Origin of the sequence: Aquimarina sediminis, assembly GCF_002895435.1 — a bacterium.
GTDB lineage: Bacteria > Bacteroidota > Bacteroidia > Flavobacteriales > Flavobacteriaceae > Aquimarina > Aquimarina sediminis.
In genome coordinates this window covers 1-26,832 of record NZ_POYJ01000002.1, presented here as the reverse complement: position 1 = coordinate 26,832, position 26,832 = coordinate 1, and the positions used below count along the sequence as shown (strand labels likewise).

Sequence of the window (26,832 nt, the reverse complement as noted above, 5' to 3'; positions counted from 1 at the left end):
TCTATATCTTTGAAGCATTTTTTAGTTTAATTTAGAGAATATTCAAAAAACTAGGATCCATTTTAGTTATAGAGTTAAGTCTACCATTTAAATTTAGATAGCGAATAACGATAATGTTTAGATTAAAAAAAGATATAAATTTTTACATCCTTTTGTTTACTGTATTCGTACTGTTTTATGATATGTCGTCTGCAATAGCTCAAGTGACTCGTACTCATATTGGGAAGACAAAAAAAGATATACAGAAAAAAGTTGATTTAATCTATCGTTATGGACTTGAAAAAAAGTTTGACAGTGCCGGATACTTTTCAGAAAAAGCTATGCTATTGGCGAGAGAGTCTAATGATAGTAACCTTGTAGCATATGTTACTGCCGCCAATGCTAGAGCTTTATTCTGGCAAGTTAACATAACTGAAGCAAAAAAACAGTTAAATCATTATGTTTGTCATGAGGGAGTCAACGATACAACCAAAGTATTAATAAATTTATGCTTAGGAGAGGTGTATAGCTATGAAGAAGATTATACTTCTGCAATAAAACATTTTATAGAAGCTGAAGAGAAAGCGATTAGCCTTCCGTATTGGCAAAAAAAAAATACAAGAATTTTTAGTTGTTATGCTAGTATTGGTAAAATTAATCAACGATTAAAGAATTATAAATATGCAGAAGATTATTTTATTAAGGCATTACCATTTACTCCTAATCCTAGTATCAAAAGTGTTTTGTTATTTGATATTTCATCATTATATGAAGAGAAAGAAGATTTAAGTAAAGCTATAAAATATGCTCTAAATGCCTTGGACGAAGCCGAAACTAACAACTGGAAACTTATGCTACCTACTTATTCTGCAGGGCTAAGTCGGTATTATTTAAAAAGTAATATGGCAGATAGTGCCATTTATTTTGCTAAGAAAGGGCTAAAAGATAATGTGAACTGTAGACTTGACTGGTTAAATAATAGTGCAGGAAAAGCATATCAATTAAAAGGAAATTACAATGAAGCTGGTAAATATTTTAATAATGCTTTAAAGTATTCTTCTTCCACTGAACAGACGTTGGAGAGTTATAAAAATCTAAGTGAACTTAATAGGCAAAAAAAGCAATACGAATTAGCATTGTATTATAATGATAAGTTTTTAAAATTAAATGATTCACTTAATGATTTAAAGGTTAAACAAGAAATTGCAGAAATAACTGAACGGTTTGAATCTGATAAAAAACAACTCAAAATTAATAATCTAAAAGAGAAAAATATTCTTAATAAAACTGTCATAAAAAATCAAAAGAACCAAATTGTATTATCGACTCTTTTGTTGGTTTTATTAATATGCACAATTAGCCTTATTACTTATTTCTATAAAAAACAGAATAGACAAAAACATTTACTGTATCTAAAAAATAGACAACTAGTCGGGGAAATTGAAAGTAGTAAAGAGCATAAGAAAAATGATAGGATTCAACCATCAGAGATTTTGGACAAGACACGAATCCTTGACCATATTAATGTCTTTATTAAAAACGAAGGTTATTTAAATAAAGAAATTTCGTTACAAAAAATGGCTAAAGAAGGAGATACAAACACTTCTTATTTGTCTAAGATAATAAATGAAGAACACGGAAAATCATTTACAAACTTCATTAATGACTTAAGAATATCATTTGCCTTAAGAAAATTAGAGGTCAACCCAAGTTATAGAGAATTAACCATAGAAGATATAGCAGAAAGATCGGGCTTTACTTCAAGTAATACTTTTTATAGAGCTTTCAAAAAAAATACAGGTGTTACTCCTTCGTATTATATAAAAAAAATGTTAAGTCAAAAGTAATAAGCTTATTAGCGGTATCTTATCCTGGCAATTTTCTTACAATTCATAAATTGAAAGAAACTTTTTTTTTGAGTGTAGTGTTTTCTATATATGTTTGATTTCTGAATATTGAATGAGAAGAATTTATCAACGTACAAAGTTGATTGCATTGGTGATAATCTGTTTTGATCAATTAAAAGATGTTGAAATATTAGGTTATATTACAATTGTAGAGTGTGCAAAAATTAAGACCGTAGATTTTTGAAAATACTACAGTTGCTATACAACATTAAAAACAACCACATGAAAAAGTTATGTATAATTTTTTTTCTACCCCTCTTAGCATGTCAAAATAATAATGAGGATAAGAAAAAAATAGCTTATAATAATAATCAATCAGGAAGTGTTACCGTAGATGAGGGAACTACTTTGAATTACTCAATTAAAGGAAAAGGGATACCTTTTCTTGTAATAGGATCTGATCCTGAATATTTCTCAAAAGATTTGTATGATAACTTCAAAGTTTACTCAATAGAAACAAGGCTAAATGCTGAAAAGTACGAACCTGTTGACACAGCAAAGTATGAATTTGATAATTTGCTTCAAGATATAGATACTGTAAGATCTGTTTTAGGGATTAAAAAATTTATAATCGGAGGACACTCGGTTATGGGAGCTATTGCCCATAAATATGCTAAAAAGCACCCGGAATATGTTTCTCATATTGTAATGATGGGAACTCCCAGAACGTATGGAACCATCACGTATAGAGACTCTGTAAAAGTATATTGGGAAAAAGCTCCCGAAAAAAGAAAGTTATTGTATAGTGAAAAACAAAAGCAATTGCAGGAAGAAAAACTAACTCAGCTAAATCCAAATGAAGCCTTTGTTAAAAATCTTGTAGCCTCTGGACCAAAAAGGTGGCATGATGCAAATTTGGATGCTACAGCTTTCTTTAAAAGGATAAATTACAATCTACATTTTTTATACCATCTATTTGGTAATAATGGTATTGTGAAATATGACCTGTGTTCATCCGAAGAAGAATTAGATACCCCAATATTTGTGGCACTTGGGAAGAGTGATTATATCGGTCCACCAACACTTTGGGATATATCATGTGCTAATTTATCTGATCTAACAATATTTTCGTTTGAAGAAAGTGGACACACGCCACAATACGAACAGAGTGCACTTTTTAATAAAAGGTTAATCGATTGGTTTCAAAAAACGAATAAATAGACAGCTTGTCTTATTGTAATGTTAACCAACATAGGTTGCACAAATTCACAATGGGTAGAGTTATAACTTGTTTGTAAAATTATTAAAATGAAGGTTATTAAAAAGTTTTTGAAAGTAACAGGTTTTATTGTTATTGGCATTATCGCAATCTTATTCGCTTTCTTGTATTTTAATAGTACAGAATCCACTCCGCAATTCAAAGATGAGCAAGGACGGGTCATAAAAAATAGTATTGCAGAAATGAAGTACATCACCATTGGTGGTGTGGAGCAATTTGTCTTAATTAGAGGGAATAATAAAAACAACCCTTTGTTGTTGATCTTACATGGAGGACCAGGTGCCCCAGAACTTCCCATGTTCAGAAAACATAACAGGGTCTTGGAAAACCATTTTACCGTTGCATACTGGGATCAGAGAGGAGCAGGTAAATCAACAAGTCCGGATATATTAGAAAACAGTTTCACGCTTCAACAATCTATCGTTGATGCCCATGAACTTACAAAGTACCTCAAAAGAGAATATCAAAAAGAAAAAATATTTCTATTTGGACACTCCTGGGGATCCTTACTGGGACTTAAGACAGTTTCAGAATTTCCTGATGATTACTTTGCATTTATTGGAACAGGGCAAATGGTAAATCAACCTAAGAGTGATAGTCTTTCATATGAATTTATTAAAAAAACCGCTCAAAGACTAAATGATAAAAAAGCATTGACCAAGTTAGATGAAATTGGGAGTTATTCTAAACATAATATAGAAAAGATTGGTTTCATAAATTGGTTATACTATCAAAGAGTATTGCTTTCAGTTTTTGGAGGTGCTATAGCCGATTCTGAAAAAACAAATGAGGTCTTTTTAAAACCGATCTTATATTGTAATGAGTATACCATTAAAGAAAAGTGGCAGATCGTAAAGAGTAATAGCAAATCAGCTTTTTTAAACTCTCCTTTTAAAAAAATGACTTTGGAAGTTTTAAAAACGAATATATCCGAAATTAGGGATTTTAAAATCCCGATATACATTATACAAGGCAAAAAAGACTTTATCACTAATTATTCTATTGCCAAAGAATATTATGATAAGCTGAATGCTCCAAAAAAGAAGTTCTATACATTTGAAAACTCTGCTCACTTCCCTGCTTTTGAAGAACCAGAAAAGTTCAACAATATTTTGATTAATGAGATACTTAATGAATTTAAGTATTTAAAACCAAATGAACCAAAGCTTTGATAAATAAAATTGTAGAAACTGAAGGATTAATGTTAAAGAAATAATAAATATGAGTAGAATATATATATACAGATTTTAGTGAATATATATTTGAAGCTAAGTAATTAAAATACCAAATATGAGACTAATCATTTTATTGCTTATATCATTAATGCTGTCTTGTGGAAACAACAATCAAATAAATGAAAAAGGAACTCTTTTGAAAACTATTCCGATAACTACGATCTCAGAAGAGGCGAAAGAACACTTTGAAGAAGCACGGATTTTGGTTCAAAACGGGCTAAATAATAACCCTGAAGAGCATTATAAAAAGGGTATTGAACTAGATAGCTCTTTTGTAAGAATGTATAATTATATTTCAATTTATTCAACACACGATTCTATAAAAAAGTTGAATCACGAACTAGCCAAGAAATATAAGCACTTAGTTTCTAAAGAAGAACAAATGTTGGTTGATGCTACAGAATTTAGGTTAAATAATCCAGAAGATACTAAAGAAGAAATAATATTCGAATTAGCTAAACTATGTCCTGATGATAAATATTTACACCATACTATTTGTTTTTTACTTTTTAGAAAAAATCCTAATCTAGCTATCAAAGCAGGTAAGAAAGCTGTAGAAATAGATAAGAACTATGGATCAGGATATAATATTTTAGGATATGCATATATGAATAATGGTGAGTTAAATAAGGCTGCCAAGGCTTTTGACGACTTCATAAGATGCGAGCCTAAAAATGGTAATCCCTACGATTCTAAAGCAGATCTAATGCTACGACTAGGTAAAAACAAAGAAGCCTTAGAGTTAAAACAAAAAGCTTATGAACTGGATAAATCTTTTGACTGGATTCCTCAGGAAATAATAGAGATTAAAGCAAAAATGGACTCGTTAAAGAACGAATGAAAATGAAGTAGCTGTTAGTTGTTATGTATCTCTTAGAAGTAGAAATAGAGAAAACAGAAAACGTCAATTTTATATAGAAACTATAAAAAAATGAAAATAGGAATTATAACTGGATGCAGTAGAGGGATTGGATTGGCAACAGCAAAATTATTTGCTGAAAGTAAAGGGTATAAAGTTATTGGAACCTCCACTTCTGGTAGGCATTCGATTTCTGGAGTCGATTTTCAAGGTAACAAGCTAAATCTTGCCGATAGCCAGTCGATAGCAGATTTTATCAATAATCTGGGGAATATAAAAATTGATTTTCTTGTTAATAATGCAGCCGTTTTACTTGAAGAATGGAGTGATTCAGAGATCAATTTAGAGCAATTAAGAGAGACTTTTAATGTCAATCTTTTTGGGACGGTTGAATTAACAGAAAAGTTGCTTCCATTTATAAATAAAAATGGACATATTATCAATGTTACATCAGATTGGGGTTCGTTTAGTGAAAAGAACTTTGATAAATACCAGCCTCATTATAAAATGTCAAAAGCTTCATTAAATATGTATACAAAACTATTGGCAAAAAGGTTAGAAAGCCGAGGGATTATTGTGTCATCGATTGATCCTGGTTGGACTAAAACAGATATGGGAGGTAATGAAGCTTCAAGAGCTCCTTTTGAAGTTGCAATAGATGTTAAGAATTTGATAAATAGTTGTTCTAAAAGCGGTTTTTTTTGGCATCAGGGAAAAATAAGAGAGTGGTAGCCTGTTTATTATAGTACTTGCCAAAGTTTTTTGATTTTTAGTAAAAAAAAGAACATCAATTTCTATACATACAATTTCAAAATAAAACAGGATTTAATCATAGTTTCAATACTTCTTTTGCATTATCAAGGCATTTCTGAAAAAGAGCAGGGCTTACTTCTGTAGTATACATAGGGATGATTTCCTTAAGTTTTTTGCTGCCGTTTGCAGATTCCAAAATTTCGGGGAATGCTTGTTCCAGTACTTGCATCATAATGGATGTGGCGGTTGATGCTCCAGGAGATGCTCCTAGTAAACAGGTGATACTCCCATCTTTACTACTTATGACTTCGGTGCCGAATTGTAATTTACCACCTTCATACTCATCTTTTTTAATGATCTGAACTCGCTGACCAGCTACCATCATTTCCCAATCTTCATCTCGGGCATTTTTCATGAATTTTCTAAGACTTTGCATACGATCTTCAAAAGACATCGAAACTTGCTCGATTAGATATTTGGTGAGTGGTAAATTGTGCCAAAAAGCCCCTAGCATGGCGCCCAGATTATCGGATTTAATAGATTTTATTAAATCAAAATTGGATCCTTCTTTTAAAAATTTAGGGCTAAACCCTGCAAAAGGACCAAATAGTAACTCTTTTTTGCCATTGATATAACGAGTATCCAGATGAGGTGTAGACATAGGAGGGTCACCTATACCTGCTTTACTATATACCTTAGCGTTGTGTTGTGCAATAATATCTTCGTTTTTGCATACCAGCCATCCACCACTCACCGGGAAACCACCATAGCCTTCTTTTTCTTCAATCTCAACTTTTTGAAGAAGAAGTAGGCTACCACCACCGGCACCAATAAATACATGTCGTGCGTCGAGGTACTGTCTTTCTTTTGTTTTTAAGTTCTTTACTTCTACAGACCATTCTGCTTCTTTATCGGGATCAATATCTTGCACTTCCATATTACAATGAACAGGAGTGTTGAATTCTGTTTCCAAAATATGGTATAGTTGCCTGGTGAGTTCACCATAATTAAGTTCTGTACCTCGTTTAATCCTTGAGGCAGCCATGATCTCATCATCAGTTCTGTTTGCCATAATTAGAGGGAACCATTCTTTCATTTTTTCATGATCTCGGGTAAACTCGATAGTGTTAAACATAAAATGATCCTTCATGGCTTTATATCGATTTTCTAGATAATCGCTGTTTTGTTTTCCTGTTACCCAGCTGTGATGGGGTACAGCTTTTATAAATGTAGAAGGATCTTTGATCAGATCCTTTTTTACAAGGTAGGTCCAGAATTGTTTTGAGATTTCGAATTGCTCACAGATAGAAATAGCCTTTTTAATAGCAACCGATTTATCGTCGTTTTCTGGGCAATAGTTTAACTCACACAAAGCAGAATGCCCTGTTCCGGCATTATTCCATGCTGCAGAGCTCTCCATGGCTACTCGATCTAATCGCTCTAAAATAAGGATGTTGATTTCGGGTTGTAAAAGCTTGGTTAGTAAAGCCAAAGTAGCACTCATAATTCCACCTCCGACACAGATTAAATCATATTCTTTATTTACGGGATTATTGTGATCGCTCATATGCCTAGTTTTGAATACAATATATGTTAATTTTTTGGATGGCTTTATTGTTAGTGTTGTAAGTGATACTGAAGAACCTGGGAAATAACGTCAAGGAAATATTGCGGTATATTTGTATCCGTAAGAGCAATTGTATCTTGTTAGGATTATTTAAAGTTTTTAATTTTGACAACATAACGAGGAAACAAAAGGTACGTCTAGTTGAAATGTATACCCTAACTGTTGATTGCTATTCTAGCGATTTAACCCAAAAGGACTTCGCATAGGGTGCCTTGTGCTCAGATAGTTTTAATTAATCACGATACTTCAACTTTAAAATTCTATAGGGTACTTTTGCAATGTCTTCAGCACCTGTAAAAGCAGGTGATTTATGTAGTTGATTTACTGAGATATACAGCCAGTCTTTATGGATACGTATATTGTCTGGCCAATCTAATAATTCATCTTGTTTTAAAACGCTTAATTTTCCGTCTTTAGTAAGTACATCTATACTCTTGTTTTGAATATTGGTAATATAGTGATTTCCATTTTCGTCTGTGGCTATTCCGTCAGAAATTGGTTTTTCTCCAACTGTTGTAATACTCGAAATTATGGTTTGGTCATTAGCATTGTTGCGTATGTTTTTTGTTGGAAGTTGATACCATTTGGTGCCGCTCATAGCTCCAAAAAATAGAGTTTCCCTATCTGTAGAAAGCGTAATTGGGTTTATAGCAATACGTGCAGGATTGCCCATAAATTGTTGCACTTTGCCATCAATTACCATATCGATATCTTCTGCTTGCATGGTAGATGGATCTGTGATTTTTCTGCATGTATTCTTCTTAATATCTACTACAATAATTCCTGGATTACCAAAATCGGCTAGATAGACAAGATCATTTTTTTCATCGATTGCTAAGTCTTGTACAAAGCTATTTTTTGGTGCAATATCTGAAGGAATATCAAATCGGTACAATTCTTTTTCCGAAGTAATATCGAAGGCATACAAACGTGTTTTACCAATGCTTAATCCCGGATCAATAACCCATAATCTGTTTTTATTGTCAAAAATTATTCCTAATGGTGTATCAAACTTATCAATAGATTTTGTGTCTGCTGTTGATTGAATTTCAGTGTTCGGAAAAGGATTATAAGAGTTCTTCCCGGTGATTTCAACCAGTTGTATGTTTGTAGCTCTTAATGGATGAATGGTTGTAAATATGCGACCATCGTTGGAAACTGCAACATTTCCAGGGTTAATATCCATTTCTGCTATGACTTCTAATGTTCCCACTTTGTGGGTTTTAGTATTTACGGGTTTAGTTTCTTGTTTTGCTTCAGTTTTATTATTGTTAAACTTGCAAGAAAATGCTAGTGCGGCTATGGCTAGTATTAAAAGATTTTTTTTCATTTGTAATAATTTTACTGTGTTTTATGAGTGATACTATTAGCGCTTTGAATTTACTGTATAAGAAAATCCAAAGTGCAAAGGGGGTAGTTGTAGTTTGGTATAACAATCCAAACTTGTGTTAATCTAAATTATGGGTTAGTAGACCACAAAGCTGCATCTTTTAACATAGCTCTTCTTGGTAGTTTTAAACTGGATACAATTAATTCTGCAAAATCTTCTGGTTGTAGTGTGCGCTCTAGAGTATCTTCGTTTATAATGCCTAAATCGCGAGACATATCAGACACAATTGTACTAGGTGTTAAGGTGCAAACTCTAATATTGTTTTTACGCACTTCTTTCATTAAAGATTGGGAGAAGCCTATAACACCAAATTTGGATGCCGAATATGCAGAAGTTGTAGGGTTTCCATTTAAACCTGCTGTTGACGAAACATTATAAATATCACCTACGTTCTTTTTTAGCATATGAGGTAATACTTCTTTAGTTACATAATACATCCCTAAAAGGTTTGTTGTAACAATTTGAGTCCATAGATTTACATCCATATCGTTAACCGTCCCAAAGGCAGCTATACCTGCATTGTTTACCAAAATATCAATATCGCCCCAAGCATCTATTATTTTTTTGATGCCTTTTTGAACACTTTGGTAATCACTAACATCAAAAACCGTATAGATAGCCGCTACATTGTATGTTTTTAACTCCTCAATTGTGGTTTTAAGTGCTTCTTCGTTTCTACCTGTAAGGGCTACATCTATACCTTCTTTTGCAAAGGCGATTGCGGTAGCTTTACCTAATCCTCTTGCGCCACCGGTAATAATTGCTTTTTTATGATTTAATTTTTTCATCTGTATTTTTTTAATGGGTGAATTTATTTTTAAGTTTTAGAAATGGTTTACAAAATTTGTTTAGGCTTTATTCGTTCTATATGATCTTCTAGAGCAAAGCTGTAAATGGTGTTAAATAATTTTATATCACAAAATTGCATCAATTTATTGTGCCGAAAAATGGAAAAAACTCCCAAAAAATGGAAAAAATTCCCATTTATACCAATTTAACCGATAGAATTCCTCGAGGCTCTGATTCGGGGTTAAGAAGAAAGTTTGGAAACCTAAGATTTTCATCAAGTTAAAAAGAAAACCTTCTTTGAAGTAATTTTATTCTTATTGTTAGAACTAGATTAAGCAAGATTGTTTGTTTGATAATGTGAAATTTTTGAAAATATCATTTGATAAAACAAGGGAGTGTTAGGGACTTTCTCGTGTTATTGGATAAAAATGGAAATGTTCAAACCTTACTAATAGTGGGTATACACTTAAAAATGTAGAATTCTTTCTCTTTAGATTAACTAGAATATTTGCATAAACACAACAATTGGTCTTGATCCCTTTTTTTAGTCTAAGCAAATAGTTTTAGAAAACAAAAAAGCCTTAGCTACTAAAAGTTAAGGCTTCATTTTGCTCCCCCTCTTGGACTCGAACCAAGGACCCTCTGATTAACAGTCAGATGCTCTAACCAACTGAGCTAAGGAGGAATTTATGTCTGCAAACATGGAGTGTTTTCCCTTTTGCGAGTGCAAATATATACTATTTTTTAGATCTCAAAAAGTTTTTTTTAATTTTTTAATCATTTTTACAATATATTCTTGAGATACTATGTTTTAAGTACATAATAGTTTCTTAAAGATGAGGTGTTATCCTATTGTAAATGAGAAGATAGGTGCATCGTTGAGCAAGAGTAACGTATTGGATTATAATTTTGATTAAAATTATAACTACAGTAGAGAAAAAAGAATAATCTAATGTAAAGTGACCTATTTATAATAAAAACAGTCGTCAAAAACTACATTAGTTTTTGACGACTGTTTTTTTAAATGCTACAGTAGCAATAGCTACTTAAAAATAGCTCGATAGATATCATTACCATTGGCAAATAGAAGTAAAGCAATAAGAAGGATAAAACCTGCTAGTTGTGCATATTCCATAAATTTGTCATTTGGCTTTCTACCCGCAATGATTTCATATAATAGAAACATCACATGACCACCATCTAATGCCGGGATTGGTAATATATTCATAAAGGCTAATATAATAGATATAAAAGCAGTGGTTCCCCAAAAGGCTCTCCAATTCCACGCATCAGGAAATAATCCTGCAATCGCTCCAAATCCACCAACCTGGCTGGCTCCTTTTTTGGTAAATACATACTTGAACTGGGCAATATAGTCGTGTAGTGTCCAATATCCAAAATCAAATCCTTTGGTGATGCTTTCGCCAAAAGAATATTCTTTTTGCTGGTATTTGTAATCTACCTTAGGGTATACCCCAACAACCCCGTCTTCATCTGGAGTTAGTTCTATAGTATTTTCGACATTATTTCTTAGATACTTTATATCTAATTTCTTTTTGGTAGTATCAGCAATTTTTAACCTGTTAAAATCACTCCAGTATGTAACTTTTTGACCATTAAGAGCTAATATCTTATCTCCTTTTTTAAGTCCTGATTTATCTGCAGCAGACCCAACCTGAATACTGTCTAGTACTGGTGCTATAATAGGGGCAAAAGGTCGTAATACTCCTGTTTCAAACATGGTTGTTCCTATATCTTCAGGAATCTGTATTGTTTCTTTACTTCCATCTTGGTGCAAAACACTAATATCTTTTACATCACGCATAAAGAGATAGTGATTAATTTGCGTTACATCTTCTAGAGGCTTGCCATTTACACTAAGAATTCGATCTCCATCTTTGAAGCCCATTTTTTTAAATGAATCTTCGATAGCAAATCCATTAGGCATATCATCAAAACCTACATAATTAGTACCCCAGGTAAATATAATAGCCATATAAATTAAAAAACCAAGAATGATGTTTACGGTAACACCTCCTAGCATAATAATCAATCGTTGCCAAGCTGGTTTAGATCTAAATTCCCAGGGTTGTGGTGGTCCTGCCATTTGTTCTGTATCCATACTTTCATCGATCATCCCAGCAATTTTCACATATCCTCCCAGAGGTAGCCAACCGATCCCATAAACCGTTTCTCCTATCTTTTTCTTGAATAGAGAAAATTTGACATCAAAAAATAAGTAGAATTTTTCTACTCTGGTTTTAAATAATTTGGCAGGAATAAAATGCCCTAATTCGTGTAATACGATAAGAAAAGATAAACTTAATAGTAGTTGTATAGCTTTTATAAAAAATGGACTCATGGGTCGTTCTTCAAAATTAAATCACGCAAAAGTAACCTTTTAGAAGAGTATTTGAAAAAAATCTGCCATGCAGTTCTAATATTTAGTATTTTTTTAATGAAAAACATCATTTTTATCAAGGATAATCCTTGTAATTTTGCAAGCATATTAGATCGCTATGCTTCAGTTTTTTTCAAAATATAAGTTTTTTGCAGTAGTGCTTTTTGTGCTATCAGCAATTATCATTTCTATAATATATTCGATTCTTAAACCTAATCGTACGTTACCAGTGTATGAACCCGATATGGTAAATACAGAATTGGTGGATACTACGGTACAATATATTAGAAAGTATCATAAGATTTCAGATTTCAGATTAACAAATCAGAATGGGAAAGAGGTAACACAACAAGATTATAAGGATAAGATTTATGTCGCAGATTTCTTTTTTACCACTTGCCAGACGATATGTCCAATTATGACTGGTCATATGAAAGAAATTCAGGAACGGGTATTAGATGATGATGAAGTATTGTTATTGTCTCATTCGGTAACTCCGAAAATAGATAGTGTTGCAAGATTGAAAAAATATGCAATTGAGAAAGGAGTAAACGACGAAAAGTGGAATTTGGTTACTGGAGATAAAAAACAGATTTATGATTTGGCACGAAAATCTTATCTGGCAGCCAAATCTGATGGTGATGGAGGACCATATGATATGGTGCACACAGAGAATTTTATCCTGGTGGATAAACAGAAACGTATTCGGGGATTTTATGACGGTACTAACTCCGAAGATATAGATCAACTAATTGAGGATATCACTGTTTTAAAAAAAGAAGATAAGTAAGAACTGATTTGGACTTGCTTTGATTGTTGATTTTAAAAATTTGGCTTTTTCAATACGTTTTTTTACACTATTTTTGCTTAGTTTAAATTAATCTAAATAAACCTTGAATACTACAATTGCTACACTTAAGAGAGGTCAACGTGCTTTGATTAAGGAGATTACTTCAGATGCTATTCCACTTAAGTTATTAGAAATGGGATGTTTACCGGGAAATGAGGTCGAATTAATACAGACAGCTCCTTTTCAATGTCCTATGTATCTTAATATAAATGGTAGTCATCTTGCGATCCGCAAAGAAATTGCAGCCCAAATTGAAGTTCAAATTATTTATTAGCAATTCTATTTATGGCTGAGCAAATTAAAGTTTCACTTATCGGAAATCCAAATACCGGTAAAACATCTGTTTTTAACTTACTTACTGGACTTAATCAAAAAGTAGGAAATTACCCTGGTATTACGGTAGAGAAAAAAGTAGGAGTCTGTAAATTATCTAATGATACAAAAGCTCATATTCTCGATTTACCGGGGACATATAGCCTTAATGCTTCTTCATTAGATGAAAATGTAGTTATTGAGTTATTGCTGGATAAAAGCAATAAAGATTACCCTGATGTAGCAGTGGTAGTGAGTGATGTAGAAAATCTTAAGCGAAATCTACTTCTTTATACTCAAATCAAAGATTTAGAAATCCCGGTTATTTTGGTAATCAATATGGCTGATCGTATGACCCGAAAAGGGATTTCATTAGATATTCCATTATTAGAAAAAGAACTAAATACAAAAATAGCCTTAATTAGTGCTCGCAAAGGAGAAGGTATAGAAGAACTAAAAAGATTAATAGAATCCTATAGAGTATTATCAAAAGAACCTTGTGTAAATGCATTATCTTTCGCTTCGGATTATTTTGAGAGGCTGCAAAAAGCATTTCCGGATCAATCGTTATATAAGTTATGGTTGGTAATAACACAAGATGTTAATTTTAGGAAATTAAATAAACAGAATATATCTATTACATCAGATTTTAAGATCAAATCTGAGAGTGAACTTAAGAGGTTACAACAAAAAGAAACAATCAAACGATATCAGTTTATTAATAATGTGCTCAAAAATGGACTGAGTATTGATGAAAAATCAGCTACCGGTCTAAGAGCAAGGTTGGATAGGGTGTTAACTCATAAGTTTTGGGGGTATTTTATCTTCTTAGGGATTCTGTTGCTGATATTTCAGGCCATTTATGACTGGTCTTCCTATCCAATGGATTTAATCGATGAGGCTTTTGCCTGGGCAAGTGAGGCGGCAAAGGCAGCATTACCATCAGGACCATTTGTAGATCTGATTACCGAAGGGATTATTCCGGGGTTAGGAGGAATTGTGATTTTTATTCCTCAAATTGCGTTTCTATTTCTTTTTATCTCAATATTAGAAGAAAGTGGCTACATGAGTAGAGTCGTTTTTCTTATGGATAGGGTGATGAGACGGTTTGGGTTGAGTGGTAAAAGTGTTGTTCCCTTGGTATCCGGTACTGCTTGTGCCATACCTGCTGTGATGGCTTCAAGAAATATTGAAAACTGGAAAGAAAGACTAATTACTATTCTGGTGGTTCCTTTTACTACCTGTGCGGCGAGATTACCTGTGTATCTTATTATTATAGCATTGGTGATTCCTGATGAGAAAGTGTTTTGGGTATTTGGCTATCAAAGTCTTACATTAATGTTGTTATATTTTTTAGGATTTGCTACGGCTGTAGGATCGGCATGGGTGCTTAATAAATTGCTTAAAATTAAAAGCAAATCGTATTTTGTAATTGAAATGCCAGGATATAAAATTCCGTTATTCAAAAATGTAGCCATCAATGTCATCGAAAAAACAAAAGCTTTTGTTTTTGGAGCAGGAAAAATTATTTTGGCAATCTCGATCATTTTATGGGTTCTAGCCAGTTTTGGTCCGAATGAGAAATTCGATATGGCAGAAGAGATTGTTAATAAGGAATACCCTAATTTATCTGATGAAGAGTTAGATCAGAAGATTGCTTCTCATAAACTCGAGTATTCTTTTATTGGATATGCAGGTAAAGCAATAGAGCCAGTTGTAGCTCCTTTGGGATACGATTGGAAAATTGGAATTGGATTGATCAGTTCTTTTGCAGCTAGAGAAGTTTTTGTTGGTACGTTGGCAACTATATACAGTGTAGGGAGTGATGAAGAAGAAACCATAAAAAATAGAATGGCGGCAGAGATTAGTCCTGTAACAGGAGGTCCATTGTTTAACTTAGCGAGTGGTATTTCTTTGTTATTATTTTATGCTTTTGCTATGCAATGTATGAGTACCCTAGCAATTGTAAAACGAGAAACGAATAGCTGGAAATGGCCATTGGCTCAACTGGTTTTTATGAGCATTTTTGCATATGGAGTAGCATTAATTGCATATCAGGTATTAAAGTAAAAGTTAGTTTTAGTATCTTTATACGACCTTAAAGATTATGAATATTCTTGTACAAAATATATTGGTTATTTTAGTTTTTGCTATTGCAGTTGGATTTTTAATTAAAAAATTCTTTTGGAAATCTTCCCTTTCTTCAGCAAAGAAAAAATCATCAAAATCTTGTGGAGGTACAGATTGTGGATGCCACTAATCGAATCCCTGTTTTTAAGAATATATAATTCACTTATTACTATAGGAATACATTTTATGATCTTTTGTTTTTAAGCCAGCGTATTGGAGTGCTACTGATTAAGTATACTCCTCCAAAAATTAAAATACAACATAATAGTTTGGCAATAGTAAGATCCCCTTTGTATTGACTATCTACTACTATATAAGATATAATAGCTACCAGTATCATGGCAACGGCTGGTTGCAGATATATGTAGCTTCCCGATACTGTAGGTTTTACGTATTGTAAAGCGAACATGTTAAGTAAATAGGCCAAAAAAGTAGGACCTACCACTACATAAAACAAAGAGATCCAGTTTGAAACTTCAAAAGACGAGAAGTCTGTATGAAGTAGTTTTTCTATGCAAAAGGGGAACATAGATATAAACCCGAATAAAAAAGTCCATACAATTACGGTAACCGGTTGATATTTTATCATTAGAGATTTTACAATCACTAGATAAAACGCAAACGACAAGGCGTTAATACAAACAAAAATATTTCCTAATAATGAGCTTGTTCCCAAGCCCGAATCCCCCAAATAAATCAATAAAACAGCTCCGATACCACCAATAGAGATTCCTAAAATGCGTTGCAGGGTTAGGGGCTCTTTAAGCAAAAAATAACTTATGATTACAGTAAAAATGGGAAGGGAAGTAATAATAATAGCTGCATCAACCGGAGAGGTTAAGCTTAATCCATTCATCGAGAAAAATTGGTTGACTGCTACCCCCAAAAAACCACATAATGCTAATTTAGGAATATCCTTTCTTTCGACTTTTTCTTTAATAAAAAACTTAAGAATCAAAAATAATGCTCCTGCACCACTAATTCGAAGAAATACTAAGGCCGAAGCTTCTATTTTATTAGGCATTAATCCTTTGGCAACAAGATAGTTTGCGCCATAAATAAGATTAACACATAATAAAGCGATATGAGCTTTTGCTTTGTTGGAGATCATAAGACAAAGAAAAGGAAAGTAAATGAGACTCTATTTGAAATAGTATTGAAATACAATTTTTTAAGGAGTTATATCGGGTTTTGTCTTGCCTTTATTGTGATTTTACGTTGGTAAGATGTGGAATAAGAAAATTGAAATCCGATAAATAAACGTAGTCCGCAACCAAGCTTCGGTTTCCAAACTCAACCCCTTGACAACACTAGCGCAATAAGCATCTACGATAAAGAAATGTATACTTACGTTTAAGAAATGAGTATCTACAGTAAAGAAATATACACTTACGTTCAAGAAATGAGCATCTACAGTAAAGAAATGTATGCTTACGTTCAAGAAATAAGCATCTACAGTAAAGAAATATACGCTTACAGTAAAGAAATGAGGATCTACGGTAAAGAAATGTACCCTTACATCATTGCAAGAACCATCTGCAGAAAAAAATGATCGATTATTCAAAAAAAACAATAATCAACGGTAACATAATCTCAACTCATTACATATATAAACACCTATTCTATAAACTATTAGATGGGGACATACAAATTATTAATCATTTAAAAACCAATTTTTATGGATCAAAGACAGATCAATCGATTAGAAATGTATCAGGCAGTACAAACGTTTATGGACACCCATACCAATATCTGGAACAGTGTGCCAATATTAGTAAATTTTAAAAATGAATTTGATGAGTTACTAATACAGATAAATGAAAACAAGGATAGTCAAGAAGCTTCAAGAGTGTATTTGGGTCATAATAAAACCACTCAAAAGCGTTTTGTCTCAGAAAAAGGAGATATCCTTAACGATGCGCTAGAAGCCTACGCTGCTGTAGAAGGTAATGCTGTATTGGAGCAAAAAGCTGCAAAATCATTTACCGACCTTTATAAATTGCGCAATCAGGATTTTGTAACAGTAATGACCGAAACCATCGAACTATTGGATCAAAATGTAGCTCCTCTTGGAGATTATGGAGTGACAGAGGATCAGGTTACCGATCTTAAAACCAGTTTTGATAGTTTTTTGGTTCTCAACGGGGAACCACGACAATACCGTATTGCTCAAAAACAGGCTACTACCAACCTGTCAGATCTTTTTGATCAAACCACCACCTTGCTTACCAACAAGTTAGATAAAGTAATAAAGCGTTTCAAACGAACCGACCCTACTTTTTATAACGGTTACTTGGCGGCAAGAGTGATTGTAGGAAATTGACACCAATGACCACAAAATAATGTAAAAATGGAGCAGAACACCTTCTGCTTCATTTTTAATAACAAAAACTAAATGAAAAACGATAAATAGTATTTGGGGATAGACAACTTCTGTCATCAAACACCGACCACTCGACACCCAACTTCGGGAATCAAAAAAAAACAAAAAAAAATCTCAATGCCGAAAAATGAAACTGGCTACCCTTATTATTGCATCAGGAAAACAATGTATCATACTACAATGAAAACAAATCAGTCACATATTTTATAATTACTTTTTATGAAAAAACATGTTATATATCTTTTTCTGCTCTTGGCAGGAATAAGTTTTGGGCAGGAGCTTAACAATTATAGTCCTGTATCACCTACAGCAGCAAGCTTAGGTAAATTTGGAGTCTTTCCTGTAAATACTAATTTGGGGACTACCAATATATCTGTTCCTCTTTATACCATTAAGCAAGGGGATATAGAAATCCCTATTAGTCTTAGTTACAATGGTAGCTCTGGAATTAGAGTAAATGAAGAAGCCTCTTGGGTTGGTCTGGGATGGACCCTTAATGCAGGAGGTGCTATAGTAAGAAATGTAAAAGGACAACCGGGAACTGCCGATATCCCCGACTTGGGGAGTTTTGATTTTAACCTTACCAATTATAACTATATGCTAGATGTAGCCAAAGGGCATGCCGATGATGAGCAAGATGAATATCTGTTTAACTATTCTGGAGTATCAGGAAACTTTTTTTACAACCAACAGCAATCCAAGTTTGTGTTTAAAGATTATAAACCTGTAAAAATTATCGCAAGCGGATCAGGTAACTATACATTTGAGGCACTGTTAGAAAATGGATTACACCTTCATTTTGGAGCGCACGAAAGAGTGAATAAGTGGCAGGATCATCAATTACCCATACGATATAGAGAATATAGAACAGCTTCTTTTCTTACTCAAATCACATCATCCAACAAGGTTGATAATGTTACTTTCCTATATGATGAACATACATTCGAAAAAGATGTTGAGATTATAGGAGAGCAAGTAAGTGTTAGCTCAGGAACTCCTGTTACCACTCTTCCTCCACCATCAGAGATTCGTACAAAAGCATATACTTCGTATGAAAAAACATTAAGAAGAATTAACTTCAATAATGGGTATGTGCTATTCGAGTATAGCCTGGATAGAACAGATAGTGATTCTCCCAAACTAAATACTATAAAAGTATATTCTAGTAGTAACAGTATAGATACTTTGGTAAAGCAAATATCATTTACCTATAGTTACAATGGTAGGTTAATGCTGGATAAAGTTACTGTCAATGCACATATGAATCAACCAGAAATATATCGTTTTGAGTACAACAGCCAGCAGTTACCTCCCAGAAATTCTAAAAAGCAAGATTTTTGGGGATATGCCAATGCGAATACCGGAGGGTATATTCACCAGCGAAATGCTACCTTCTATCTTTTGGATCATACGGGAGATTGGTTGTGGGAGCATGGAGTAGGTTCATATAGTGCCACAGTAGGTACCGGAAACAGAAATGCAGATGAAAACAAGATGAAAGCCGGGATTTTGACAAAAATCCATTACCCAACTGGTGGATATACAGTGTTTGAGTATGAGGCAAACAAGTATTATGAGTCTGTTTCGTCTCCGATATATGAAGGGTTCAGAAAAAGTGTATCCTCTCAGGGAAGTGGGCAAAGTTGGTGCTCTGCGACAGGAAAACAAACCGTATCCTTTAGCCCGGCAGGTGTACCTTTGAATGCAAAAATAAATGTGTCCTTCTCAGATGCTTTGGGAGGCAATGGTGGGTATGAATCCTATGTTAGTTTTAAAGGGAAACGATATGGGAGAACCCATACCGATGCATTACCATATCCTTCTACAACATATAATGAAGATATTACATTAAGTCAAAACCAAAACTATACACTCGAAGCCTGGGAGAATGGCGTGGGAACCAATGGAGCAGCCGGTTGTCCTTTTATTACAGCTTCTGTAACCTGGCAAGAGTTAACAGGATATAGCTCTGAGGTCGTCGAAAGACTAGTGGGGGGACTCAGGATCAAATCTATTACAAGCTATGATGGCATACGTTCTGGATTTTCTACAAAAAAAGAATTCGAATACGGCAACCCTAAACAACTAATCCCGATTAACCATCAGGATTATCAAACATTACAATGGACAGGAGGGTTCCTGAATACAGTTTCCTCTACTCCTTCTTACGCTCTTAATATTAATGGTGGCCCTGCTGTAGAATATAAAACGGTTACAGAATATAACTATGACCACTCCGGAAAAGATAATGGTAAAATAGTTTATGAATACGAGCTTACTCCTTCTGATCGTATTATTGGAAACGGAGCTGGTACCGGTTCTCAGTTTAAGATGTTTATTCATCCTGGATATTATGGAGGTACATGTGCCGGATTACAGGTTCCTCATGCAGAATCGTCTGTGCTGTATACGATAAGAACCTTGGGATATGGTAATTTTAGTAATTATTATACTAAGAGTTGGGCTAGTGGTAGTTTAAAAAGGCAAAAATATTATAAAAGAAATGCAAATGATACCTACACCAAGGTTAGAGATATAGAGCACTTATATAGTGAGAGAAACGAAACCACTTTACTTAAAAATTACATCTACGCTGTACAACCTTGGGCTACACAAACACAAATGTTTGATATTGACCTCCCTTGTAATAACTACAATGCTACTTTTATGTACAATAGAGGGTATATTTCTTTAGGTAAAAAACTCTTAACCACAACCAAAGAAACAACATATGATACCAATGGGCAAAACCCTGTCGTATCAGAAAAAACCTTTAACTATAATCATCCTAATCATTTCCTGACTGAAAGTACTGTAAAAAACAGTTTTGGTGATGTAATGTCTACCAAAACATTTTACCCTAATTCTCGTAATAGCCTTGCTGATCTAAGTATAGATGATAAAAACACCTATGCGCAATTAGAACAGCAATATAGGATAGCAACTCCTGTACAAACCGAGGCGTATAAAGGTAGCACTTTGCTATCTACGCAGCGTACACTTTTTAAACAAGGAACAGTTGCTAATTCTTATTTCCCTAAAAGCATACAAGTAGCCAAGGGGGCTATTACCACTGCAAACCCTCTAACCGATCGTATTCTATATTATAATTATGATACTAAGGGTAATCCTATAGAGATTTCAAAAGCAGACGGAGCACATATTGTATATATCTGGGGATATCAGCAGCAACACCCTATCGCTAAGATCCAAAATGCAACCTATGCAGAGGTATCTACTTATGTTGCAGATCTACAAACAAAATCTGATGCTGATACCGATAATTGCAGATCGGTGAACTGCAAAGAACAAATCCTGAGAGTAGCCTTGCAAAACCTTAGAGATAGCCTACCCAATGCTCAGGTAGCTACCTATACCTATGACCCATTAGTGGGAGTAACCAGTATGACTGATCCCAAAGGATATACGATGTACTATGAGTATGATAGTTCTAATCGTCTGGAATCTGTAAAAGATGCCGATGGTAATCTGGTATCAGAAAATAAATATCATTATAAAAAATAGATTACATTATGAAAACATATATAAAGATATTACTATTAGGAATCTATTTTTTGCATTCCTCTGTTATAGATGCAACGCCATCACTAGCTCCTTTTGTTTCCAATGACAAGGAAACAATATATACTACATATGTAAATGAAGTATTTGATGCTACCAATAGAACACCTAATGATGAGAAAATTGCTGATTTTCTTACTGTTTTTCCTCCTACCGGTGGAACAATTACTGGTGGTGGACCAACATGTTCGGGACAGGTTCCTAAAAGGATTAGCAGTATTTCTAATGCTACTGGCTCTAGTGGGGCGGGTTACCAATGGCAGTATTCTTACGGCACTAGCGCCTGGATTGATATACCTCAGCAAACAGCAGCTTCCTACAATCCTCCTGTACTTACTAGTACTACTTTTTATCGTAGACGGTTTATGTATATGGGTCAAGCCTTATATTCGAATACAGTGATTGTAACTATTAATACTTCTGTCTCTCCCGGAAGTATCACCGGCTCACAAAATGTTTGTTACAATGGGGATCCTAGCACTTTAAGCAATAGTGTTGTTGCGTCTGGTGGAGATGGTAATTATGCATACCAATGGCAATATTCTAACAATGGTAGTAGCAATTGGGCTAATATTAGTGGCGCTACCTCCGCAAACTATAACCCTCCCGGTGGGCTTACTACTTCAAGATGGTATCGTAGAAAAGTAACTTCATGTAGTTATACTTCATATACAGGAAGTGTAAAAGTAAATGTTTATCCTGTTGTATCTCCAGGAAGCATTAAAGGCTCTCAAGATATTTGTGTAGGTGAAGATCCTAGCGTTTTAACAAATAATTCAGCCCCTTCTGGAGGTAATGGAAACTATACTTATCAATGGCAATACTCTAATAATGGTAATACTCATTGGGAAAATATTAGTGGGGCTAATGCTATAAATTACAACCCTCCTAGTGGCCTTACAAGCTCAAGGTGGTATAGGAGAGGAGTAAATTCTTGTGGAGAAATCAGATATACCACATTAGTGAAAGTAAATGTTACACCAAAGTTGACCTGGTACGCGGATACCGATAATGATGGATTGGGAGATCCTAATGATACCAAACTAGATTGTAACCAGCCAATAGGATATGTAAGTGATAATACAGATCAATGCCCGGATGTCACATCTGAGATAAATCAGTGTAATACCGACTTGAATTATATATATACCCGTATCTATCAAAAAGAAAGTACAACTCCAGTGGAGCTATTTATTGAAGATAGCACTTCACTTCAGCAAGTAACCTATTTTGATGGATTAGGTAGGGCGATACAACAAATAGAAATAGATCAATCTCCTGTAAAAAATGATATAGTTATCCATGTAGGATATGATGAATATGGACGTAAAACTAAGGAATATCTGCCTTATGCGATAGCGAATACCCCCGGGAGTTTTAATGCAAATGCTGAGAGTGAAACCTTATCTTTTTATACTACTCCAAAATATGAGAATACCAGTAACCCTTATTCAGAAATAGTTTTCGAATCTTCTCCTTTAAATACAATAAAAAAACAAGGAGCGCCTGGGGCAGCCTGGACGGTTAATCCACTAAATGATACTGATCATACCATCAAATTTGATCAAGAAACTAATACCTCTGGAGTAGTTAACTACTTTTATGTAAGCTTTGAAAACAATGATCCTGAAAAACCTTTATTGCACAAAGGAAATACTGATTACCCAGCTAATGAATTATACATAACTATCACCAAAGATGAGAACTGGCAACCCGATCAAACCTATATAGATGATCATACCACCAAAGAGTATAAAGACAAACTCGGTAGAGTGATCCTTAAAAGAACCTATAACCAAGGGGTAGCACATGATACACATTATGTATATGATGATTATGGGAACCTTGCCTATGTGATCCCACCTAAGGTAGCTACTAGTGATGGAGTTTCTATTACCGAATTATCAGAACTTTGTTATCAATATAGATATGATTCTAAAAACCGACTGATTGAAAAAAAGATACCAGGTAAAGATTGGGAATATATCATATATAATAAACTAGATCAACCTATACTTACTCAAGATGCTATCCTAAGAAAGGAGGGTTCAGGAAAACTTTGGGATCAATGGCTTTTTACCAGATACGATGCTTTAGGTAGAGTTATTTATACAGGAGCCGCTTTAAATGGTAGTACTAGAAATGTAATACAAGACAGGGCTAATTCTTCGACGCTACCTCAGTACGAAACCAAAACCGAAACTCCGATTACCATTGCAGGTACAAAAGTATATTATAGTATTCAAGGATACCCCCATAGTCGAAGCATTTATAAAATCCATACCATCAATTATTATGATAATTATACTTTTGATAACGCATCGATTAATCTTCCCTCTGTTACAAGCTTTGGGCAACAAATCATAAATTATGATAACACAGACCCTGCAAAGACCAAAGGGCTGATTACCGGTACCAAAGTTAGGGTATTAGACACTAATGATTGGATCACCACCATTACCGGCTATGATAAAAAAGGAAGAGCAATTTATGTGGTAAGTAAAAATGAATATTTAAACACTATTGATGTTGTAGAAACAGAACTGGATTTTGTAGGAAAACCAATACAAGTAAAAACAACGCATACTAAAGGTAGTAATTCTCCTATTATCACATTGGATACTTTTACCTATGACCATGCCGGAAGGTTACTTAGCCAAACCCAAAAGATTAATAATCAGACCCAAGAAAGTATTGTAACTAATACCTATGATGCCCTTGGGCAATTAGAATCCAAACAAACAGGAGGAGGATTACAAACCGTAGATTATACCTATAACATTAGAGGGTGGTTAAAACAAATTAATGATGTAAATAATCTTGGTAATGATTTATTTGCCTTTAAGATCAATTATAATACCACTACCGAGAATTTGGGAGCAACGGTCTTATATAATGGTAATATCTCTGAGACAATCTGGAAAACCGCCAATGACAATGTAAAAAGAGCCTATGGATATCAGTATGATGCTCTAAACCGAATTACCTATGCGATAAATACAGATACCAATAGCTTAGGAGGAGTATCTTATGATAAAAATGGTAATATTACATCTCTAAAACGTAAAGGCTCTGCTTTTGATTTACTTACCTATAACTACAGTCATAACGAAGTAGGAAATAAATTACTAAAAGTTACCGATGCGGGAGATAAAACCAAGGGATTTATTGATGGAAACACAACAGGTAATGATTATGCGTATGATGAAAATGGAAATTTAATTATAGATCAAAACAAAGGGATTACCGGGATTACCTATAATCATTTAAATCTACCTAAAACAGTAACTATAAATAATACTTCTCATAACGGAAATATTACCTATATTTACGATGCCACTGGAGCGAAACTTAAAAAGATCGTAACAGAGGGAGGTTCTTTAATAGAAACAGAGTATGCTGGTAATTATGTCTATAAAAATGGTAATCTGGAGTTCTTTAACCATCCAGAAGGCTATGTAGAAAAAGAAGCTGATGGGTATAAGTATATCTATCAATACAAAGATCATCTTGGTAATATTAGATTATCTTACAAAGATGCTGATAAGAATGGTTCTATAGCCCAAAGTGAAATCGTAGAGGAAAAGAATTATTATCCTTTTGGACTTGAACACAAGGGTTACAATAATACTATAACTGGTAGAGAGCATCCGTACACTTTTAATGGTAAGGAGTTTGAGCAAAGTTTAAATCTGAATACTTTTGATTTAGGAGCAAGACACTATGACCCTGCAATTGGTAGATTTATGGTCGTTGATCCTATGGCAGATTTTATAAATAATCAATCCCCTTATCAATTAGCTAATAACAACCCAATACAATTTGTTGACGACTTTGGTTTTGGTAAATGTGGATGGTTGTGTAGAACAATTAACAGATTACTATACGGAGGAAAAAATCTACTTCCTGATGGTACTCGGGAGAAGAAATTTTCAAGAGCCACAGGGAATAGGAGAAACAATGAAAAGAAGAAAAAAGGAACGATAAATAGACCTGACCCTTTAGGCTTACCAACAAAGAACACCTCGATTTTAGCAGGGAATGATCTTAATTTTAATCCTGCTTCTATAGCAGCTCAGCCATTAGAGTTACCACAATTATCGCTACCTGATATACAAACACCTAATCCTAGACAACCTGCTATCCCTCAATTTGAAGGTAGAGAATTTAGAACAAGAATAAATGTGCCTACGCATATTCAATTCACAGGAGATGGCACAGATCTTGCAATTGATGCTATGACCAAACGTACCTTAAATGCAATTATAAAGACCTTGGTAGATTACCCACAAGTAAAATTAGAGGTATATGTAAATTATACAGGGGTGAACTCTTTACGAAATGACCCTAATTTTGAACAACGAGCAAGAAGTCAGTCTAGCAAAAGAGGTCGAAAGATAGTTGAATTTTTAGTACGTAGAGGGGTTAGCCCTGATAGAGTTAGAGCTAGACAAGGAGAAGTTATTTTTGAAAAAAGAAAACAGGGTAATACCAGAAGAAATACCCAAAACTTTAGAATTATTAATCCTAAACAATGATACGATTTTTTATAGTCATACTATCTTTAGTCTTTTGTGGTTCTTTTGCGCAAGAAGTTGTTATAGAAAATGATAGTTTGATTTTATGGCAAAAGGATAGACAACTAACTTGGGATGATTTTAAGGGTGATCCTGTAGAAGATAAGATAAATGCCCTTGCAGAAGTTCACGGTAGAATAAAAACTATCAAGACGTATTGGTCTAATGGAGTTCCAAGATTTGAAATAGGATGTCATTTTCTCAAGTTCGATTCTTGGACATCGACTAAAGATTCCTTGTCCTTAGTACACGAACAAATACATTTTGATATTTATGAACTTCATGCAAGAAAAATTAGAAAGGCATTTTGTGAACTTAATGAAAAGGGAGTGACAGACTTTAAAAGTTATCAAGATTTGTTTAATAACAACCTCAAAGCGAACGGAGAATTGAATGAGTTATATGATATTGAAGTTGTCGTTAAACAAGATAATCAGCAAAAATGGCAAGAAAAGATTGCCAAAGAGTTAGAGGAGTTAAAGGAGTATGAATATATACCCGATAACGAGTAAATATTAAATTAACACTGAAGAACCCATAACAGTAAAATGTTGTGGGTTTTTTATTTTACATTGGTTATCAATTTATAGCTTGAATATGAGAAAAAAGCTATAGTTGAGAATGTAAGGGAAAAAGCAAAGAAACTAATATATGTACTCTTAGTATTTATAAATGATAATAGAGAGATCAATACAGCCATGTAAGTTCCTATAACCTGAATTCGACGTAAGAAATTGAGTTTTAAATCATAGAAAAAGCAGAATATTTAGTAAATTAAGGCATTGATTTTCAACTCACTAAAATTATTCTGCTTATGATTTCTAAAGATAAAATTACTG

At 33.8% G+C, this 26,832-nt stretch carries 18 protein-coding genes and 1 tRNA gene; 12 read left to right on the top strand and 7 right to left on the bottom strand.

Features of this window, described 5'->3' with window-relative positions; genetic code table 11:
- The first annotated feature begins 113 nt into the window (after window positions 1-113).
- The 5 genes from C1X07_RS04610 to C1X07_RS04590 all read left to right on the top strand — a co-directional run bounded on the left by C1X07_RS04610 (window position 114) and on the right by C1X07_RS04590 (window position 5,931).
- On the top strand, window positions 114-1,826 hold the full coding sequence (locus tag C1X07_RS04610; protein ID WP_103068822.1) for a helix-turn-helix domain-containing protein: 1,713 nt from the start codon (window positions 114-116) through the stop codon (window positions 1,824-1,826).
- A 282-nt stretch (window positions 1,827-2,108) separates the two neighbouring features.
- The gene (locus C1X07_RS04605) at window positions 2,109-3,047 is read left to right on the top strand and encodes an alpha/beta fold hydrolase (protein ID WP_103068821.1); all 939 of its coding nucleotides are present in this window, start codon (window positions 2,109-2,111) and stop codon (window positions 3,045-3,047) included.
- 87 nt (window positions 3,048-3,134) lie between these two features.
- Window positions 3,135-4,277, top strand: a complete 1,143-nt coding sequence (locus C1X07_RS04600; protein ID WP_103068820.1) for an alpha/beta fold hydrolase — start codon at window positions 3,135-3,137, stop codon at window positions 4,275-4,277.
- A gap of 118 nt (window positions 4,278-4,395) precedes the next feature.
- A complete protein-coding gene (locus tag C1X07_RS04595; protein WP_128755197.1) occupies window positions 4,396-5,181 on the top strand; it encodes a tetratricopeptide repeat protein in 786 nt (261 codons plus the stop codon).
- A 90-nt stretch (window positions 5,182-5,271) separates the two neighbouring features.
- Entirely contained in the window at window positions 5,272-5,931 is a 660-nt protein-coding gene (locus C1X07_RS04590) for an SDR family NAD(P)-dependent oxidoreductase (protein ID WP_103068818.1), read from the top strand.
- A gap of 97 nt (window positions 5,932-6,028) precedes the next feature.
- Here the strand turns inward: C1X07_RS04590 and mqo are convergent, their stop codons facing one another.
- The 5 genes from mqo to rseP all read right to left on the bottom strand — a co-directional run bounded on the left by mqo (window position 6,029) and on the right by rseP (window position 12,120).
- Entirely contained in the window at window positions 6,029-7,519 is a 1,491-nt protein-coding gene (mqo, locus tag C1X07_RS04585) for a malate dehydrogenase (quinone) (RefSeq protein WP_103068817.1), read from the bottom strand.
- A 292-nt stretch (window positions 7,520-7,811) separates the two neighbouring features.
- Window positions 7,812-8,909, bottom strand: coding sequence for an L-dopachrome tautomerase-related protein (locus C1X07_RS04580; RefSeq protein ID WP_103068816.1), 1,098 nt, complete (start codon window positions 8,907-8,909; stop codon window positions 7,812-7,814).
- A gap of 128 nt (window positions 8,910-9,037) precedes the next feature.
- The gene (locus C1X07_RS04575; protein ID WP_103068815.1) at window positions 9,038-9,757 is read right to left on the bottom strand and encodes a 3-ketoacyl-ACP reductase; all 720 of its coding nucleotides are present in this window, start codon (window positions 9,755-9,757) and stop codon (window positions 9,038-9,040) included.
- Window positions 9,758-10,369: 612 nt separating this feature from the next.
- A tRNA-Asn gene (locus C1X07_RS04570) sits at window positions 10,370-10,443 on the bottom strand.
- 357 nt (window positions 10,444-10,800) lie between these two features.
- The gene (gene rseP, locus C1X07_RS04565; RefSeq protein WP_103068814.1) at window positions 10,801-12,120 is read right to left on the bottom strand and encodes an RIP metalloprotease RseP; all 1,320 of its coding nucleotides are present in this window, start codon (window positions 12,118-12,120) and stop codon (window positions 10,801-10,803) included.
- A gap of 157 nt (window positions 12,121-12,277) precedes the next feature.
- On the opposite strand from rseP, the gene C1X07_RS04560 reads away from it, so the two are divergent.
- The 3 genes from C1X07_RS04560 to feoB all read left to right on the top strand — a co-directional run bounded on the left by C1X07_RS04560 (window position 12,278) and on the right by feoB (window position 15,391).
- Entirely contained in the window at window positions 12,278-12,949 is a 672-nt protein-coding gene (locus C1X07_RS04560) for an SCO family protein (protein ID WP_103068813.1), read from the top strand.
- Between the two features lie 103 nt (window positions 12,950-13,052).
- Window positions 13,053-13,283 carry a FeoA family protein gene (locus tag C1X07_RS04555; protein WP_103068812.1) on the top strand — a complete coding sequence of 77 codons (231 nt, stop codon included), beginning with the start codon at window positions 13,053-13,055 and terminating at the stop codon, window positions 13,281-13,283.
- Between the two features lie 11 nt (window positions 13,284-13,294).
- Window positions 13,295-15,391 carry a ferrous iron transport protein B gene (feoB, locus tag C1X07_RS04550; RefSeq protein WP_103068811.1) on the top strand — a complete coding sequence of 699 codons (2,097 nt, stop codon included), beginning with the start codon at window positions 13,295-13,297 and terminating at the stop codon, window positions 15,389-15,391.
- Window positions 15,392-15,635: 244 nt separating this feature from the next.
- Here feoB and C1X07_RS04545 read toward each other — a convergent pair whose 3' ends face one another.
- Window positions 15,636-16,562 (bottom strand): DMT family transporter, encoded by a 927-nt coding sequence (locus tag C1X07_RS04545; protein ID WP_103068810.1) that lies wholly within the window; start codon window positions 16,560-16,562, stop codon window positions 15,636-15,638.
- Window positions 16,563-16,664: 102 nt separating this feature from the next.
- Window positions 16,665-17,015 carry a hypothetical protein gene (locus C1X07_RS24755; protein WP_128755196.1) on the bottom strand — a complete coding sequence of 117 codons (351 nt, stop codon included), beginning with the start codon at window positions 17,013-17,015 and terminating at the stop codon, window positions 16,665-16,667.
- Window positions 17,016-17,129: 114 nt separating this feature from the next.
- On the opposite strand from C1X07_RS24755, the gene C1X07_RS04540 reads away from it, so the two are divergent.
- The 4 genes from C1X07_RS04540 (at window position 17,130) to C1X07_RS04525 (ending at window position 26,505) form a co-directional block, all read left to right on the top strand.
- The gene (locus C1X07_RS04540; RefSeq protein ID WP_103068809.1) at window positions 17,130-17,774 is read left to right on the top strand and encodes a hypothetical protein; all 645 of its coding nucleotides are present in this window, start codon (window positions 17,130-17,132) and stop codon (window positions 17,772-17,774) included.
- Between the two features lie 279 nt (window positions 17,775-18,053).
- Window positions 18,054-21,359 (top strand): RHS repeat domain-containing protein, encoded by a 3,306-nt coding sequence (locus tag C1X07_RS04535; protein ID WP_103068808.1) that lies wholly within the window; start codon window positions 18,054-18,056, stop codon window positions 21,357-21,359.
- Window positions 21,360-21,367: 8 nt separating this feature from the next.
- Window positions 21,368-25,954 (top strand): DUF6443 domain-containing protein, encoded by a 4,587-nt coding sequence (locus tag C1X07_RS04530; RefSeq protein WP_103068807.1) that lies wholly within the window; start codon window positions 21,368-21,370, stop codon window positions 25,952-25,954.
- Window positions 25,951-26,505: a hypothetical protein gene (locus C1X07_RS04525; RefSeq protein WP_103068806.1), complete on the top strand. Its 555-nt coding sequence runs from the start codon at window positions 25,951-25,953 to the stop codon at window positions 26,503-26,505. Before C1X07_RS04530 ends, C1X07_RS04525 begins: the two co-directional genes overlap by 4 nt.
- Window positions 26,506-26,832: the final 327 nt, after the last annotated feature.

Coding starts and splice junctions, on each gene's coding strand:
- C1X07_RS04610 (WP_103068822.1), top strand. CDS start 114: ATGTTTAGATTAAAAAAAGATATAAATTTTTACATCCTTTTGTTTACT.
- C1X07_RS04605 (WP_103068821.1), top strand. CDS start 2,109: ATGAAAAAGTTATGTATAATTTTTTTTCTACCCCTCTTAGCATGTCAA.
- C1X07_RS04600 (WP_103068820.1), top strand. CDS start 3,135: ATGAAGGTTATTAAAAAGTTTTTGAAAGTAACAGGTTTTATTGTTATT.
- C1X07_RS04595 (WP_128755197.1), top strand. CDS start 4,396: ATGAGACTAATCATTTTATTGCTTATATCATTAATGCTGTCTTGTGGA.
- C1X07_RS04590 (WP_103068818.1), top strand. CDS start 5,272: ATGAAAATAGGAATTATAACTGGATGCAGTAGAGGGATTGGATTGGCA.
- mqo (WP_103068817.1), bottom strand. CDS start 7,519: ATGAGCGATCACAATAATCCCGTAAATAAAGAATATGATTTAATCTGT.
- C1X07_RS04580 (WP_103068816.1), bottom strand. CDS start 8,909: ATGAAAAAAAATCTTTTAATACTAGCCATAGCCGCACTAGCATTTTCT.
- C1X07_RS04575 (WP_103068815.1), bottom strand. CDS start 9,757: ATGAAAAAATTAAATCATAAAAAAGCAATTATTACCGGTGGCGCAAGA.
- rseP (WP_103068814.1), bottom strand. CDS start 12,120: ATGAGTCCATTTTTTATAAAAGCTATACAACTACTATTAAGTTTATCT.
- C1X07_RS04560 (WP_103068813.1), top strand. CDS start 12,278: ATGCTTCAGTTTTTTTCAAAATATAAGTTTTTTGCAGTAGTGCTTTTT.
- feoB (WP_103068811.1), top strand. CDS start 13,295: ATGGCTGAGCAAATTAAAGTTTCACTTATCGGAAATCCAAATACCGGT.
- C1X07_RS04545 (WP_103068810.1), bottom strand. CDS start 16,562: ATGATCTCCAACAAAGCAAAAGCTCATATCGCTTTATTATGTGTTAAT.
- C1X07_RS04540 (WP_103068809.1), top strand. CDS start 17,130: ATGGATCAAAGACAGATCAATCGATTAGAAATGTATCAGGCAGTACAA.
- C1X07_RS04535 (WP_103068808.1), top strand. CDS start 18,054: ATGAAAAAACATGTTATATATCTTTTTCTGCTCTTGGCAGGAATAAGT.
- C1X07_RS04530 (WP_103068807.1), top strand. CDS start 21,368: ATGAAAACATATATAAAGATATTACTATTAGGAATCTATTTTTTGCAT.
- C1X07_RS04525 (WP_103068806.1), top strand. CDS start 25,951: ATGATACGATTTTTTATAGTCATACTATCTTTAGTCTTTTGTGGTTCT.